13 protein-coding genes are annotated in these 16,210 nt (G+C 44.5%); 8 read left to right on the plus strand and 5 right to left on the minus strand.

The window, feature by feature from the left end; genetic code table 11:
* Nucleotides 1-8 precede the first annotated feature (8 nt).
* On the minus strand, nucleotides 9-344 hold the full coding sequence (locus FDP09_RS06720; RefSeq protein WP_137401925.1) for a tRNA-binding protein: 336 nt from the start codon (nucleotides 342-344) through the stop codon (nucleotides 9-11).
* Nucleotides 345-421: 77 nt separating this feature from the next.
* On the opposite strand from FDP09_RS06720, the gene FDP09_RS06725 reads away from it, so the two are divergent.
* On the plus strand, nucleotides 422-775 hold the full coding sequence (locus FDP09_RS06725) for a hypothetical protein (RefSeq protein WP_137401926.1): 354 nt from the start codon (nucleotides 422-424) through the stop codon (nucleotides 773-775).
* Nucleotides 776-1,568: 793 nt separating this feature from the next.
* Here the strand turns inward: FDP09_RS06725 and FDP09_RS06730 are convergent.
* A complete protein-coding gene (locus tag FDP09_RS06730) occupies nucleotides 1,569-3,899 on the minus strand; it encodes a M1 family metallopeptidase (RefSeq protein WP_137401927.1) in 2,331 nt (776 codons plus the stop codon).
* 201 nt (nucleotides 3,900-4,100) lie between these two features.
* Nucleotides 4,101-4,682: a HupE/UreJ family protein gene (locus tag FDP09_RS06735; protein ID WP_137401928.1), complete on the minus strand. Its 582-nt coding sequence runs from the start codon at nucleotides 4,680-4,682 to the stop codon at nucleotides 4,101-4,103.
* 214 nt (nucleotides 4,683-4,896) lie between these two features.
* On the opposite strand from FDP09_RS06735, the gene FDP09_RS06740 reads away from it, so the two are divergent.
* On the plus strand, nucleotides 4,897-5,346 hold the full coding sequence (locus FDP09_RS06740) for a DUF6702 family protein (protein WP_308421140.1): 450 nt from the start codon (nucleotides 4,897-4,899) through the stop codon (nucleotides 5,344-5,346).
* A gap of 251 nt (nucleotides 5,347-5,597) precedes the next feature.
* Here FDP09_RS06740 and FDP09_RS06745 read toward each other — a convergent pair whose 3' ends face one another.
* Nucleotides 5,598-7,007, minus strand: coding sequence for an aldehyde dehydrogenase family protein (locus FDP09_RS06745; RefSeq protein ID WP_137401930.1), 1,410 nt, complete (start codon nucleotides 7,005-7,007; stop codon nucleotides 5,598-5,600).
* Nucleotides 7,008-7,373: 366 nt separating this feature from the next.
* Here FDP09_RS06745 and FDP09_RS06750 point away from each other — a divergent pair, with 366 nt between their 5' ends.
* The 6 genes from FDP09_RS06750 (at nucleotide 7,374) to FDP09_RS06775 (ending at nucleotide 15,518) form a co-directional block, all read left to right on the plus strand.
* Nucleotides 7,374-9,530, plus strand: a complete 2,157-nt coding sequence (locus FDP09_RS06750; protein WP_137401931.1) for a DUF7507 domain-containing protein — start codon at nucleotides 7,374-7,376, stop codon at nucleotides 9,528-9,530.
* A gap of 11 nt (nucleotides 9,531-9,541) precedes the next feature.
* Nucleotides 9,542-10,519: a PorP/SprF family type IX secretion system membrane protein gene (locus FDP09_RS06755; RefSeq protein WP_137401932.1), complete on the plus strand. Its 978-nt coding sequence runs from the start codon at nucleotides 9,542-9,544 to the stop codon at nucleotides 10,517-10,519.
* Between the two features lie 2 nt (nucleotides 10,520-10,521).
* On the plus strand, nucleotides 10,522-13,206 hold the full coding sequence (locus tag FDP09_RS06760) for an OmpA family protein (RefSeq protein WP_187328813.1): 2,685 nt from the start codon (nucleotides 10,522-10,524) through the stop codon (nucleotides 13,204-13,206).
* Nucleotides 13,207-13,705: 499 nt separating this feature from the next.
* Entirely contained in the window at nucleotides 13,706-14,326 is a 621-nt protein-coding gene (locus tag FDP09_RS06765; protein ID WP_137401934.1) for a helix-turn-helix domain-containing protein, read from the plus strand.
* Nucleotides 14,327-14,473: 147 nt separating this feature from the next.
* A complete protein-coding gene (locus tag FDP09_RS06770) occupies nucleotides 14,474-14,974 on the plus strand; it encodes a TspO/MBR family protein (protein ID WP_137401935.1) in 501 nt (166 codons plus the stop codon).
* A gap of 76 nt (nucleotides 14,975-15,050) precedes the next feature.
* Nucleotides 15,051-15,518 carry an SRPBCC family protein gene (locus FDP09_RS06775; RefSeq protein WP_137401936.1) on the plus strand — a complete coding sequence of 156 codons (468 nt, stop codon included), beginning with the start codon at nucleotides 15,051-15,053 and terminating at the stop codon, nucleotides 15,516-15,518.
* 8 nt (nucleotides 15,519-15,526) lie between these two features.
* Here FDP09_RS06775 and mnmD read toward each other — a convergent pair whose 3' ends face one another.
* On the minus strand, nucleotides 15,527-16,210 hold the full coding sequence (mnmD, locus tag FDP09_RS06780; protein ID WP_137401937.1) for a tRNA (5-methylaminomethyl-2-thiouridine)(34)-methyltransferase MnmD: 684 nt from the start codon (nucleotides 16,208-16,210) through the stop codon (nucleotides 15,527-15,529).

Consider the following 16,210-nt stretch of genomic DNA (forward strand, 5'->3'; position numbering starts at 1 on the left):
ACTGGGTTTTAAGAAAGTTTTGCTCCGTTCGGAATTGGCAGATCTACGGTGGCCAGTGCGACATGGCCATGCTCGTCATGGAAGCCGGTGACCAGTACTTCTGACATGATGTTGGCGATTTGTTTCGGAGGAAAATTGCAAATGCATATTACCTGCTTTCCTATTATGGCTTCAGGAGAATAGTTTTCTGTAATTTGCGCGGAGGATTTTTTGATCCCTAAATCACCCAAATCTACCTGCAATTTATAGGCTGGTCTTCTCGCTTCCTTGAAGTTTTCAGCACTGATGATGGTCCCAATCCTGATATCAACCTTTTGAAAATCAGGTAACTGAATTGTTTGCATATTATCTAATTATTTGTATATTTGAAAACCTCGAACTCTTTGAGAATAATAAAATATTGTTATAATTATATTTTACAATGTTCAAAGCTAACCAAATTCTATCTAATTACTGCAAGGTTATCCTTTTGGGGATAGGTTTCGTGGTTTTTTATTCCTCAGAGGTTAGTGCGCAAGAGGTGAGGGACTGTGATCGTGATCGGCATTTTGAGGAGGAGCCTGGATCACACGAAAGTGAATTTGCTGAGGCTCCTTTTGAAGAATATAAACCTGAGAAAGTGACTTCCTCCAAACCAGCCAAATCCTCTGTTAAGGAGAGAAAAGATAATCCAATCTATAAAGCTGGTGGTGAGCAGGAAGCAAAAAAAGAAGAAATGTCCACCTTGTCATTCAACCTTTTTCTATACATCGTGGATCGATTTAAAGAAGACTAAAAAAAGAACCCATTTTACAATTAACAATAACCCAAGGAAAGGAGGCTTTAATCGGCCTCCTTGCTTTTTTTATGTCATTACCATCTTTAACCCGCATTATGCATTAGCCTATCTATTCCGAGCTGATCCGCCGCGGCGGATGATTCAATCTCCAAACAGCCTGATTTTCTTGTAGTTTCAGCTCTCATTACGATTCCTAATGCATAAAACGGGTTTAATTTGGATCAAGCCCTATTTCGGATCAAGCAAAACAGTTGAGGGCTGCGAGTTTACTTAATGTAAAAACCACCGATACATATAAATGCCACAACGTCCCAAAGGCACCAAGTGCATGTTGGGCCTGCATTGAAAGATTACACTCGAAAGCTAGCCCCAGAGGAGCGACATGTTCATAGCCATGGATGAAGCGTGTGGTAAATTGTCCATCCAACGTTTTCAGTTTAAGTTGCATTTTTCCTCCTATTCCCCACAAATTCCCGCTAAAACGCATTCGTGCGGATGGAGGAAGCCCATCGTTTTAACGGCATGAAATTTTCTTTCATAAGACCATGTCAACATTTGTCCCCCCAAGAAATATTGCTTGATCCCATATTTCTTGAGGCATCACTGAAAGGAGGCATTACAAATGTCTTTCTCAGCAGTTCGCATTTCAAATGCGGAACTAGAGAAGTAATTAGAATGATGCGGAACCAATGTTGTTGCTTCAAGCGAATTAAAAAAGTAAAGGCCACAAAATCCCATTTGCGTTTGGGCTTTGTGGCCTTTTATGTCACATTAAAGTGGCATAAAGCGATTATTTGTTTTTTTTGGCTTCCTTCATAGGGTTGCTGCCGCTAGCTGCTCCACGAGGACCGCTTTCTCTCTTGAAGAGTTCAAATCGTGAAGGGATATTTCTTCTTGGGAAATAATTGTTTTCCTCGTCGATATCGGCAGTTTCCCGGTAAGGGTCCAAGACGATGCTTTCCACTTCCTTTTTGGTCGGGAAGACTTTGGTTACTTCTGATTCATTTTTTCTCCAAATGTAGGCTGGTATTCGCTGTACTTCAGAAGATCCGTCTGTATAATTAAACTGGATGATCAGTGGCATGACCAATCCTCCAATATTTTTAAAGGTCAGTTCATAATAGTTTAGCCCACTGTTAAAGAGTTCGGTTTCTTTTTCATTTAAGCTGGAAACAAAATCCTTATAAGCCTTTTCATTATTTGGGCTTACCGAGAATTTGTCGTAGCTACTGTAGAAGTCTCTGGTGGAAGGATCTCTTTCCAACACCGTTTCCGGGACATCCTTTTCGTTTCTGGTTTTGGTCAGATAACTTTCATGTTTTTCGTATTCCGCTGCTTCTGCTTCTTTCTTTTCAGTTGGGGTACGGTTGTCCAGTTTGTACCACTGTACGTCTGCCAAGGAAATATCCACAGGCTCAGTGCCAAAGAACCAGCCCCTCCAAAACCAATCCAAATCTACACCAGAGGCATCTTCCATGGTTCGGAAGAAGTCAGCCGGAGTAGGATGTTTGAATTTCCAACGCTGTGCATACTGCTTAAAGGCAAAGTCAAATAAGTCCCGCCCCATTACTGTTTCTCTCAGGATATTCAGCGCCGTTGCAGGTTTGGCATAAGCATTGGCACCAAACTGAATGATATTTTCAGAATTGGTCATAATAGGCTCAAGGTACTGCTTTTCGCCCTTCATATAATCGACGATCTTGTGGGCAGGGCCTCTTCTGGATGGATAATTACGGTCCCATTCTTGTTCTGCAAGAAATTGCATGAAGGTATTGAGTCCTTCGTCCATCCATGTCCACTGGCGCTCGTCAGAATTGACGATCATCGGGAAGAAATTATGGCCTACTTCGTGGATGATGACGGAGATCATGCCATTTTTAATGGCTTCAGAATAAGTTCCATCCTTATCAGGGCGGCCATAGTTAAAGCAGATCATGGGGTATTCCATCCCGTTCGAAGCTTCTACGGAAATGGCTGTCGGGTATGGATAGTCAAATGTTCTGGAAGAATAGGACTTTAGGGTATGCGCCACCACACGTGTCGAATATTGTTCGTAGAGCGGATTGGCCTCCTTGGCATAGTATGACATGGCCATGACATTTTTATTGCCGACATCTACTGCCATGGCGTCCCAGATAAACTTACGCGAGGAGGTCCATGCGAAGTCCCTTACATTCTCAGCTTCGAACACCCAGGTTTTGGTGTCAGAAGCTTTTCCTTTTTCGAGTTTCTCCGCTTCATTCTGAGTACGGATGATCACAGGCTTGTCAAACGTCTCTTTTGCCTGGTTCCAGCGGTCCAGTTCGGTGTCGTTCAGTACTTCTTCTGGATTTTGGAGTACACCAGTGGCGCCCACCATATGATCAGCAGGTACGGTGATGCTCACTTTGTAATTTCCAAAGGTAAGGGCGAATTCCCCGCTGCCATAGAATTGTTTGTTTTGCCAACCTTGGAAGTCAGAATATACCGCCATTCTAGGAAACCACTCCGCCATGGTATAGAGGTAGTTACCGTCTTCTTCAAAGTATTCGTAGCCGGGCCGACCTCCGATGAAGCTGGTTCTGTCGTGGATGTTAAAACTCCAGTCCACGGTAAATTCTACCTGTTCCCCAGCTTTAAGGGGATCGGGGAGATCTACGCGCATCATGGTTTTGTTGATGGCTACGGGAATGTCATTGCCTTGGGCATCCTTTACACTGTGGATTTTGTAGCCCAAATCCAGGTCGTGCCATAGGATGGATTCCAACTGGCGCATGGACATTTTGTCGTAGATTTTGCTGGTCGAAGCCTTGTGGCTGTCGGAGTCTTTTGCCCGTTGGTTTTGGTCCAGCTGGATCCAGATATAGCTAAGGACATCAGGGGAATTGTTGATATAAGTGACGGTCTCCGTGCCTTTGATGGTTTGGTTTTCGTCATCTAGCTCCACGCTTATGTCATAATTGGCTTGCTGCTGCCAGTACAAGTGACCAGGTGCACCAGAGGCTGTTCTATAGACGTTTGGAGAGCGCAGCATTGGACCGAGTTGTTCGAATCGCTCAGCGTGGTTTTGCTCGCTTTGCTGGGCCATCCCGTGGGAGGAAATCGCCAAGGAGACAGCAAGGAAGTAAACAAATCTTTTCATATCTCTTATATATCGGGTTTTGAGGTTATGGTTGGACGACTGTGCAATTGTATGATCGTTTGATTGTCATGTGTCCTTGGCTCCGCAAGATTGGCAGTCCGCACCAGTGGTTGCGGGAAAGCAGCGTTATTTGCAACCAACTCCACCATGCGGCGGTTCCACAATCCAACAGTTTTCCATTTCAACTGGCCATTTCATACGTTACCAATAAACTTTATCCAATATCATCATGATGGACATTCCCAGCACTATAGAGGAAATGACCAGCGCCCATTCCTTTCGGTTAGTGCCAAATATACCAATCGTAATCGAAGAAATCACAATGAAAATGCCCACGATGATGAGTTGGCCGGCCTCAAGACCAAGGTTAAAGGCTAGCAATGGCTCCCATATGGAGTTTTCTCTGCCCAATAGGGAACGCAGGTAATTCGAAAACCCCAGGCCATGGATAAGCCCAAAGAACAAAGCAAAGGCATAATTGGCTTGGATGCCACTTCCGCTGGAAGGCCGTGGCTTGAGAATATTGAAGAAAGCGGTAACCGCTATGGTCACTGGTATCAGGAATTCGATCAAGTTGGAATTTACACTGAAAATCCTGAGCGTGGCCAGCGCTAAGGTGATGGAATGACCAATGGTAAAGGCCGTTACCAGCACGAGGATCTTTTTCCAATCACGAAGCAAATAGATGGCACATAGGGCAATCACAAATAAAATGTGATCAAAACCATTAAGGTCAAGAATGTGTTCAATACCGAGTTTGAAATAAGCTTGAAACTGACTCATGTAATAATGTTTGTTTGCCCTTTTTACACCGAATGCACTTTGCAATGACCCAATAGCTTCAAGAGGGATCATCTAGGCAGGTAAAAAGGCTTGGGTGTTGTTTTAATTTGGGTTTGGAAAAACTGGTTGTAATATTAATGTTAAATTCGCATAAAAAATAACAATCAAAGCTTAAATGTTGTACAATTATATATTTTCCATAATAATAGGATGGATGGCATATTTGCATCCATTTTATATAAGTGTTACGGATATCAACTACAATGAAAATTCCCAAAGCTTGGAAATCGCCCAGAAAATTTTCTGGGATGATCTCGAAGTGGCTTTGGGCAATTTAGCGGGTAGATCAGTGGATTTTATGCATCCCGATGACCCGGAAGCATTGTCTTCAATGATCGAATCTTATTTATTAAAAAACAATCAGATTTCCGTCAATGGGAAAAAAGCGGAGCTGCAGTATTTAGGCTTTGAAGTGGAGGAGGATGCAGCTTGGTTTTATTTGGAGGCAAAGGGAGTCAGCAAACCTACCAAAGTGAAAATTTCCAATGAAATTTTGATCAGGGACTATCCCGACCAGCGGAATATGGTGAATTTTTATGTGGATGATGTGCCAAAGACTTTAATCCTCTATGAGGATAATGAAAGCGGCAGCTTGGAGTTTTGATGTTGGTTTGGGAGGTAGTGGAAGTGCGGGAATGTCCATGCGGCGCTCACTGCTCATATCCCTCCTCTCATCATTCGTTTTATAATAGCTTCGGACAGGCTCAGAATGGGATTCAGGGATAGCTTAATTGAGTCAGCGACTCAAAACTTGCCAGTGCTTGGGCAGAGAACTAGCACAACCCGGAGGCCGGCAAAACCCAGCATTTGTTAAATTTTGTCTTAAGACTCGCTACTCATATCTCACCTCTCAATCTACCCTTTCATGATCCATTTCATAAAGGCCTTGATGATACCGGAGGTTTTTAGCCCATATGGTGGATAGAGTAATTTGGGCAGGGTATGTCCAGTCCGTTGTTTCAAAACTGATTTTACATTGCTAAATGCCATGAATCCGGCATGTCCGTGTGACCGGCCCATTCCGCTGGCACCGATGCCACCAAAGGGCAATTCAGAATGAAGAAATTGGATCGCACAGTCATTGACCACCAATGCTCCACTGCTGGTGTTTTTTCTGAGTTTTTCCGTAACCATGTCTTCTGTGGTGAAAAGATAGACGGCAAGTGGTTTGGGCTTTAGCCGAATCAGTTGGATGACATCATCTAACTGGTGATAAGTGATGACAGGCAAGATCGGGCCAAAAATTTCTTCTTTCATCAGGGTCATTTCTTCAGATACCTGGCTCACGACGGTAGGTTCCATGAATTGGTTGTCAAGGGAGCTTTTACCGCCAAATTCCACATGTGCACCCTTTGTCTGGGCATCATTAAGTAGGTTTTGGAGCCTGAGGATGTGTTGGGCATTGATGGCCCTGCCATAGTCAGCACTTCGGTCAAAGCCTTTTCCATTGGCGTTGTACATCCCGTTCACTTGGTGTTTGAGCGCTTCTATGAAGTCATCTTTTTGGGACTCATGTACAAAAAGGTAATCGGGAGCGATACAGGTCTGTCCGCTATTTATAAATCTGCCAATGGCGATTTTCTTGGCAGCATCCTGCAAGTCAAACCCTTGATCAATGATCACTGGCGACTTCCCGCCCAATTCCAAGGTGACACTGGCCAGGTTTTTAGCGGCGGATTTCATGACGATTTTTCCTACATCGGTACTTCCGGTGAAGAAAATATGATCAAAAGGCTGTTCGAGAAGTTCTTTGGTGACGGGAATTCCCCCTTCAAAAATCGCGACATCTTCCACTGCAAATAGTTCTGTGACCATTCTTCTGAGAAGGGCGGCAGTGTGCGGGCTATGCTCTGAGGGCTTTAGGCAGGCGCTACACCCCGCCGAAATGGCAGAGACCAAAGGTGCTACGGTAAGGTTAAAGGGGTAATTCCACGGTGAAATAATCAGTGCAGCACCTTTTGGTTCAGCTTGGATGTAGGCTTGGGTGCCCAGCATGTGGATGGGCTGTTTTACTTTTACCGGAGCAGTCCATTTGGCCAGGTTTTTTAGCGCAGCATTGATTTCCATCACCACAAAGCTGGTTTCAGTGACGGCTACTTCGGCAGCGGGTTTATGGAGGTCAGCATAGAGTGCTTTCTCTATTTCCTTTTGATTGGATCTGATCCATTCTTTCAGCTGTTCCAGTTTTTTGGTTCTGGCAGAAAGTGCCGATTGTTGGTTTTTTATAGCTTTTTCCTTTTGGATATCAACAGTTTTTGGGATCATGGGATCAGATTTCTTGTTTGAATTTCAGCCCTTTAGGTACTGTTGTACAAGATATAAAATAAACTCCAAACAGATAATATCGTGAGGGATGATTGTGAAAAAATCAAATTTTATAAATTTTTAATTATATTTTTAAATACATTAAAATTATTTTTGTTTATATAAAAATGTATTTCAATTAAAAATAAATGCTGTTTGTTTTGTTAGGTATTGTAATTAATTGCATATTTACATCAAATAAATGTATTTGAAATGCAGTAAACAATGGTGATTGTGTTTTGGCTATGTTTGTGACAGGAGGTTCCTCTTTTACTACATTTTTGAACCTGACAATTTTAAAAGAACTACGATAAACTCTACTTATTTATGAAAGCACTTTTATCCAGCTTTTTGTTTTGGGCTGCATGCTGCTTTGCTCATGTGGCTGTTGGATTTGGTCATGACCCCGTGGAAGGCCCCAGGAATCCATTTGGGGAAGACGTCCATCTCCTTTTAGAAAAGACGGGGCATTATGAAGATAGTAATGAGGATGGAGAATTTAGTGCTGGCGACACGGTTTTTTATTCTTTTTTGATTAAGAACGTCTGTACTGGCACGATAGATCAGATCAGTGTGCAAGATCCTTTGGCCACCGTCGAAGGAGAGCCGATTACCTTGTCGCCTGGAGAAGAAAACGGAACGGCTTTCTCCGCTTATCATGTGCTTTCCCAAGAAGATGTGGATGCAGGAGAATTTAAGAATAAAGCTACCGTTTCCGGAAAATTGCCTTCAGGAGAAGTGACGACGGCAGAAGATGAGGATATTCAGGATATTTATGTGAAAGGCTCCATCAAGCTGGAAAAAACGGGGACCTATGAAGATACCAATGGAGACGGTGTGCCCAATGTCGGCGACCATGTCCATTATTCATTTGTGGTAAAAAACAGCTGTCATGCCACTTTATACGATGTGGTAGTAGTGGATCCGCTAGTGGAGGTAAGCGGAGGCCCGGTCATGTTGGCTCCGGGAGAAAAGGACAGGACGACCTTTACAGGGACGTATGCGCTTACACAGACCGATATTGATGCGGGCACCCTGGTAAATACTGCTACTGCGACGGGAAGAAATTCCCACGGGGAAGTCATCTTGGATAAAGATGAGGATACACAGTTTTTTGAGGTCAGTGGTGCTGTCAAGTTAAAGAAAGTAGGTGAATACCAAGATAGCAATGGTGATGGATATGCCAGCCCAGGGGATCAAATCCTGTACACTTTTGAAGTGAAAAACAGCTGTCATGTTACCCTAAAAAATGTCCACATTGTGGATCCCTTGGTAGCGGTTTCTGGTGGCCCGATTACCTTGGCTCCGGGGGAAAAGGATAAGACTACTTTTAAGGCTATTTACACCATTACCCAGGAAGATGTGGATCGTGGCAAAGTGGTGAACGAAGCCACAGCGACAGGGGAAAATCCACAAGGAGAGCCGATTACTGACTGCGATACCTATACCGTACTTTTGGAAGGGCCTGATCAGACCGTTATGTTTGAGCTGACCAAAACCGTGGATGTCACCCAAGCGGTACTGGGGCAGCAATTGACCTATACCATATCCATTACGAATACTAGCCAAATAGAGGTTAAGGACATCACGGTCACTGATCACTTGCCGGGAGAATTGACCTTGATATCTTCTTCACTGGAGCAGGAAGTGGGCGGTGGCTGGAGCATTGCGTCTATGGAGCCTGACGAACAATTGGTGATTGAAATAGTCGTAATGGCTACCCAAGTAGGAGAAGCTGTCAATGTCGTCGAATTGACTGTTGGGGATTGCAGGGTCGAGGCTGAGGCTGAGGCAGTAATCATCACGGACAGAAATGTGGACATGGTCATTTCCAAAACATCTGAAGCAGCCAAGATTTACCAAGGGGATGAATTTACCTATACTATTATAGTGCAAAACACTGGTGAGGGCCAAGCTACTGAGGTTCTGATCGTAGATCAGCTCCCTGAGCTGGTGAGCTATGTTGGCAGTTCGTACCTGCTTTCTACCAAGGAAATCGAGCCGCAGCTGTCGCAGGAAGGGAATACACTGCGATGGATCATCGCTGAATTTCCCGCTGGTGCAAGCATGGCAATTACCCTTACGGTAAAAGCCAATATGCTGGGAGATCTGCTGAACGAGGTGAGTGTAGAAAGTGCGCAAGAAGATGTGAACCCGGCTGACAATACCGATAGCGATGTGAATACCATAGCAGAGTTTTTCATTCCCAATGTCTTTACGCCCGGTACCAAGGATAACATCAACGATTATTTTATGATCCGTGAATTGCAGCAATTTACCCGAAACCGTATCGTGATCATGAACCGCTTGGGTGATCATGTCTTCGAAAAGGAAAATTATCAAAATGATTGGGACGCTGAAGGGCTCAATGGCGGCGCTTATTTCTACGTCTTACAAGTAACCGACGCCCAAGGTGATCCACATGTATTCAAGGGATGGGTGCAAGTGATCAAATCTACCACTTCCAGTCAAACCGAACGATAACCATACCAATCATGAGAAAGATTTTTACAGTATATAGTCTGTGCCTTTTTGCATGGGCTTTCCTTAGCGGTAGTGAAGGGCAAGCCCAGCAGCTGCCCCAGTTTAGCCAATATATTTTCAATGGCCTGACGATAAATCCTGCTTATGCAGGTTACAAGGGCGTGCCTTATATCCAGTCGTCTTATCGTAGCCAATGGTCTGATTTTCCTGGAGCTCCCAAGACCTTTTCACTGTCAGCCGATCTAAGCGCCAATGAAGGCACAATGGGGTTTGGGGCGTCTATTTTATCCGACAAGCTTGGCCCCACGTCCACTTTCTCGGCACTGTTGACATATGCCTATAGGGTGCAGACTGGCTACGATTCGTTTTTGAGTTTTGGAATTAGCGGAGGGGTTTCGGAATATGCCGTGGACGGGACAATGCTGAGTCCTGACCAAGGGAATGATCCAGATATCCCTGCGGGCAAAGTAAATACCTTTACTCCAAATATGAATACGGGGGTTTTCTTTCATACATCAAGGTTCTATGCAGGACTTAGTATGTTTAATATGATTGGTAGAAAAGCCCTTGAAAGAGAGGATATATCCCTGGCATATCATGATTTTCACTACTACCTCACGGCAGGAACGATGATTTATATTTCCGATGATGTACAGTTTAAGCCTTCCGTGCTGATCAAGGAGGCCAAAGGAAGCCCTACCAATTACGATATCAATGGAATGGTACTGCTGATGGAACGGCTGTGGTTGGGAGCCTCTTACCGGTCAAACTTGGGGAATGGCAATAAAAATTTGCAAGAAAACCTCAATAATCGAAATGCAATAGCTGCAATTGTGGAAATCTTTGCAACTAAACAACTTAGAATAGGGTATTCCTATGATCATAATGTAAATATTTTGAGTAACTTAAGGAATAATTCCCATGAAATTTCGGTGGGATATTATATTATTCCTGGAGATGTTAGAGTACATAACCCAAGATGGTTTTAAGCATGAACAAGATTTTTAAAGCAGCATTTGTCATCATTTTTGCGTTGCTGGTGTACGGAAGGAGTCATGGCCAGCAAGCACTTTTGCGGTATGCGGATAAAGAATATGGGCTATTGCATTACCAAGAATCCGCCGAGGCTTATGAGCGGGCTTACGAAAAGCGCGGAAAATACCGGGCTGCCAAAGGAGCGGCCATCAGCCACGAAAAGATGAACGATTATCAGTCCGCCTATGAGTGGTGGGAGAAGGTCGTTGGTTTTGAAGAAGCCGTGACGGAGGATTATGTGCATTTTGCAGCAGCAGCCAATTATGAAGGTAAGCTCGATAAGGTAAAGTCCGCACTGGACACCTTGCCATACCGAGAAGGGCTGGATGCCTTAAATTTGGATTCCCTACAGTACTGGTACGCCTCGACTTCAGAAATGGCGTTGGAGCCTGTGAAAGGGATCAACAGCAGTGCTTCCGATTATGGCTTGGTGGTAGATGCCCATGGTAATATGTACTTTACTTCTGATCGGGGCAAAACGGGCAATTCTAAAAAAGCAGCGATACGCTTTGACCTGTCTGAAGGGATGGATGAGGACATTTATGAATGGACGGGAAGGGACTTTCTTCATGTTTATAAAGCTGACAGTACAGGGGCTATTCGTTCCTTGGAATTGCCCGTGCCGGACAGTTACCACTTTGCAGATCCATTTTTTGTGGATGATGGCAACACGGTCTTCTATACGGTTACCCGAAAGATCAAGCGCCAAAATGGAAAAAAAATCAAACCTGCTAATCGCGTAAATCCAGAGATGGATTATGGTCAGCAGGCAGATGCTTATGTTGATTATCATTCGGAATTGTACTTTAGCCATGTCGGCAAGGACGGGAAGTTTGCTGATTATACGCCTGTTCCTTGGAATGATGCTATTGGATATTCCGTGATCACACCATTTGTGGATGAAGAAGCAGGGAAATTATATTTCGCTTCAGATATGCCAGGAGGTTTTGGGGGATATGATATTTATGAGGTGAGTTTTGATGAGGATTTTAATTTTGGCACCCCCAGAAATGTGGGTGAGCTGATCAATAGTGCTGGAGATGAGCGAGATCCATTTTTGATGGATGATACATTTTATTTTTCATCCAACGGTCATTTTGGCTTGGGAGGCTTTGACCTGTTTAGTGCGGGCTACCGGGAAGGTGACTTTTCGGGGTTGAAAAACCTCGGGATTCCTTATAATTCGCCACGCGATGATTTTGGGTTTTTGTTGGTTGAAGGCGGTAAAATGTACCTTTCCAGTGATCGCATTGGTGGTGAAGGGCTGGATGATATCTACAGCATGCAGGCGATGTTGATGCGTTTCCTGGGTAGAGTGGTGGATTGTGATGGGGCATTGGTCAGTGATGGCTTTATGGCCGAGATGATCAAGAAGGATGAGCAGCGAGCATTAACGCTCGATCAGGAAACGGCAGGTGAAATCAAGCGTGACTTGGAGCCTGGGGAGGATTATAGCTTGAAGATCAGCAAGCGCGGTTATTTTCCCGTTTATGACGATCAGATCAAGGCGGAAGCTGAAGATGGACTGGTCGAGCGGGAGTACACGCTTGTTCCCATACCCTATCAAAGGACGGTATTCGTGGACTTGGTGTATTACGACCTTGATAAGGCCGTCATTCGATCCGATGCCATGCCGGTATTGGATCAAGTGGCCGAGTTGATGGCTTCCCAGTCGTATTTGGATTTGCAGGTACGATCCCACACTGATGCCCGTGCATCCAATGAGTACAATGAGAAGCTCAGTAACTCTCGCGCCGATGCTGTAGCCGCTTATTTGGAGCAGAAAGGGATTTCGTCAGAGCGGGTTCATGAGGCTTGGTATGGAGAGGAAGAATTGATCAATGATTGTGGTGATGGTCAGCCCTGCCCAGAATGGAAGCATCAGCTAAATCGCCGAAGTGAGTTGGTGCTGATGGCGTTTTCTGAGGAGGGCAAAGAGTATGAACTGCCTGCTGACCTGAAGGACCTTTGTGAGGAACCTAATTTGGGCGTGACGATGGATGTGCCAACGATTTATTTTGATTTTGATAAATACACCCTTCGCCCGAATAGCATTTCGCAGTTGGACCGGGTGGCCCTGCTGATGAGGGAGCGTCCGGCGATGGAGTTGGCATTGGCTGGTCATACTGATATTAGAGGTTCGGAAAGCTATAATGAAGTACTGTCCGAGCACCGTGCGGAGGTCGTACGGGATTACTTGGTGGCTTTGGGGATTGATGCCGATAGGATTTCCTACAAATGGTATGGCAAGACACAGCCAGTCCACGATTGTAGTGAGCAACCGTGCTCTGAGGCCGATCACCAGCTCAACCGCCGAACAGAAATCATGCTGATGCTGGATGGGGTAAATATCAATGATGCCCCTGATTCCATGTCCGGCGGAGAAGAAGCGGCTGCCATGCCACTGGCCACTGATGGGATTTACCTGATTTCTGGGGTGTTTAGTACTGTAGATAATGCATCAGAGCATCTGGATGATCTTGGCCGGAAAGGTTTTGGCCAAGCAAAATACTTTTATAATCCCGATGATCAGCTCTTTTACTGCTATGTGACTACGTTTGACAGCTTTCATGCTGCTTCCAAGGGCTTGGAGCAGTATAAATCTGACGGGCTGGAAAATGTCTGGGTAAAGAAGATGTAGCTTATTGTTAAAATAAAGACGGCACTAGGGGTTATCTGATCTGCAAATCAACTCATCATTATTTCAGTCTATCCTGATTATTTGGCGAGATAGGCTACTGCGATTCCCAACGCACAAATCGGGGCAACGTGCCAGTGGCATGGATGATGGCTATGCCTACGCGAAAATTGTTTCCTTTCAATAATACTGCGTTGCCCCTGATGTACCTATGGCAATTTAAAATTGAATCCGTACCTGCTACTGTTATCGAACTTTCATGCCTAAGGCATGGACTGCCTTGGATACAAACAGGCCTTAGAATACAGGCAGGTTTAATATGACGTCAGGAACATTTTTTTAAAATACATTACCCGAGTAGAGGTTTTTGCACTGGTATTACAGAAAAAATCAGCATTTTGTCATTTTAGACGTATAGATGTCACAAAGTAGACGTGTTTGCGACACTATCGAAACCAAGGAAATGCCCCTAGTTTTGGGAAAAACAAAATGTTATTAGGTTATGGAAGACAACAGTATTTCAGCAAAATTAAAAGGACTTAGGTCAAGTAAAGGGATTTCTCAGGAGTTGCTGGCAGAAGAGGCGGGAGTAAGCTTGAGAACAGTCCAGCGCATAGAGAGCGGTACTTCAAAGCCAAGTGGATCCACCTGTCAGCGTTTGGCAGAGGCCTTGGGAATAAGTCCTGATGTATTTATTGATCCCAATCTCATAGAAAACACGGATTTTCTAAAAAAGATGAGCTTGTCGGCACTGTCATTTATCCTTTTTCCATTACTGGGGATTTTAGTGCCATCTGTACTTTGGGTGCTTTACAAGGATAAAGTCAAAGGAATTGATGAGGTAGCACGTCCGCTCATTAATTTTCAAATTACCTGGACACTTTTGTGTGTGTTGTTTCCTTTTCTAATAATGCCCCTATTGTATGCAATGCTTGAGATAGCTTTGGGCGTGTTTGGCGTGTACGTTGATTTTCCTTTTACCAGTAGGCCTTTTGAAGCTAAACTAGTGTGGTTTTTGATGTATGTTTACAACGCCACGGTGATAGTCATCAATACCTTTAGGATCCATGACAACAAGGCGATAAAGTATTTTCCCACTGTGGAATTTATAAGAGCCAAGTAATGACCACTGCTGACTTATGAATGACAACTTTTAAGTCATACTCAGGTGAATAGGATCGGACAGGCAGCCTGATGACCAAACATCGGAAAATGAATGTGACCAAACAATTCTTTATTTAGGCAGTTACACTTTAAAAGCGATTTTAACATGGATACCACAGGGAACGTTTCAGGCAAGAAGATCAACTGGCTACATCTATTGCTATTTGTGGCCGCGGCGGTTTTGTTGGGCAGCATTTCGGGCATTGCCAATGCGGGCAACATTACCACGTGGTATGCGGATTTACAAAAGCCGCCCTTCAATCCACCAAATTATCTGTTTGGCCCGGTTTGGACGGTGTTGTATGCATTGATGGGGCTAGGGCTGTACTTGATCTGGAATGCTCCGAAGTCTGAGAAGAGAAAGAGGACCATTCAAGTTTTTGTGGTGCAGTTTGTGTTAAATTTCTGCTGGAGCTTTATCTTTTTCTACTTTCACCTGATCGGGTGGGCCGCCATTGAAATCGTCGTACTGCTGGGCATGATCATTTGGATGATCGTGCGCTTCAAGGCTGTCAACAAGTGGGCGGCGTATTTACAGGTTCCCTACCTGCTTTGGGTAAGCTTTGCTACCTTGCTCAATATCAGTATTTGGTGGCTTAATTCTTGATCTTACAGGGCGTGTTAATAAAACTTTCTAACGACTTGCGAAGTTAAGAAGGGGAATAAATCAATAAACCGTTACCATGGGACATTACCAGTTGTTTTCTGAACAAAAAATTCCCGCCACAGTCGAGGAGGTTTGGGATTTTATTTCTTCCCCCAAAAACCTGAAGGAAATCACTCCCAACCACATGGGGTTTGATATTACCTCTCCACAGCTGCCCGAAAAGATGCATCCGGGGATGATCATCAGTTACAAGGTCAGTCCAATGCTGGGGATCAAAATGACTTGGGTGACGGAGATCACGCAGGTGAAGGAAAGAGAATTCTTTGTGGATGAGCAACGTATCGGGCCGTATGCGATGTGGCACCATCAGCATCACTTGGTGCCGATAGAAGGCGGGGTGATCATGAAAGATATCGTGACATATCAGCCTCCATTTGGGCCTTTGGGGACTATCGCCAATTCCGTTTTTATTCGAAAGCAACTGGACACCATTTTTGCCTACAGGTTTAAGGCGGTAGAGGAAAAATTCGGAAAGTTTGAATGAGCTTTAGCCTATAATTTTACCCCGCGAACCATTTCCTTTTTGCCCGGAGGGCCAGGAAGTGTTTCTACTTTTAATCCCACTGCTGCAAGGTCTCTTTTTACCTGTCCTTTGGCACAATAGGTGACAAATACCGCCCCTGGGTTCATCGCGTCCACTACTTTTTGCAACAAGTCCTTGGACCATAATTCAGGCTGCTTGCTTGGTGCAAAGGCATCAAAGAACACCACATCCGTAGGGTACAGCTGTACTTTTTCCAAGGTGGTTTTGTCCTTCTTCATATTGAAATATGGTGTGATGGCGCCGCCTTTATCCCATTCTGCTTGATGAAGTTCATCAAAAGCCCCTTGATAAAGGCGAATATCCTGGTCGATATTTTTATAGTTGAGTTGGGTGTAGACCTCTTCAGGAACAGGGAATGGCTCAATGGTGTGGTAAAGCAACGGAACCTTGTTCTGCTCCGCCCAAACAAGCGCCAGCCAAGCATTCAGTCCCGTACCAAAACCAACCTCAAAGACCCGAATGGGTTTTTGGTGAGGGTGATGGGTAAACCAATAATCCAAGCCATAAAGAAAAAACACGTGAATGGATTCCCGATAAGCGCCATGAAAAGAGTGGTAGGTCTCATCCAACTCGGGCACATAGAGCGAGTGGGATCCGTCTTCCGTTTCGATAAGTTTTATCGCTTTGTCCAT

The organism is Echinicola rosea (assembly GCF_005281475.1).
Taxonomy (GTDB): domain Bacteria; phylum Bacteroidota; class Bacteroidia; order Cytophagales; family Cyclobacteriaceae; genus Echinicola; species Echinicola rosea.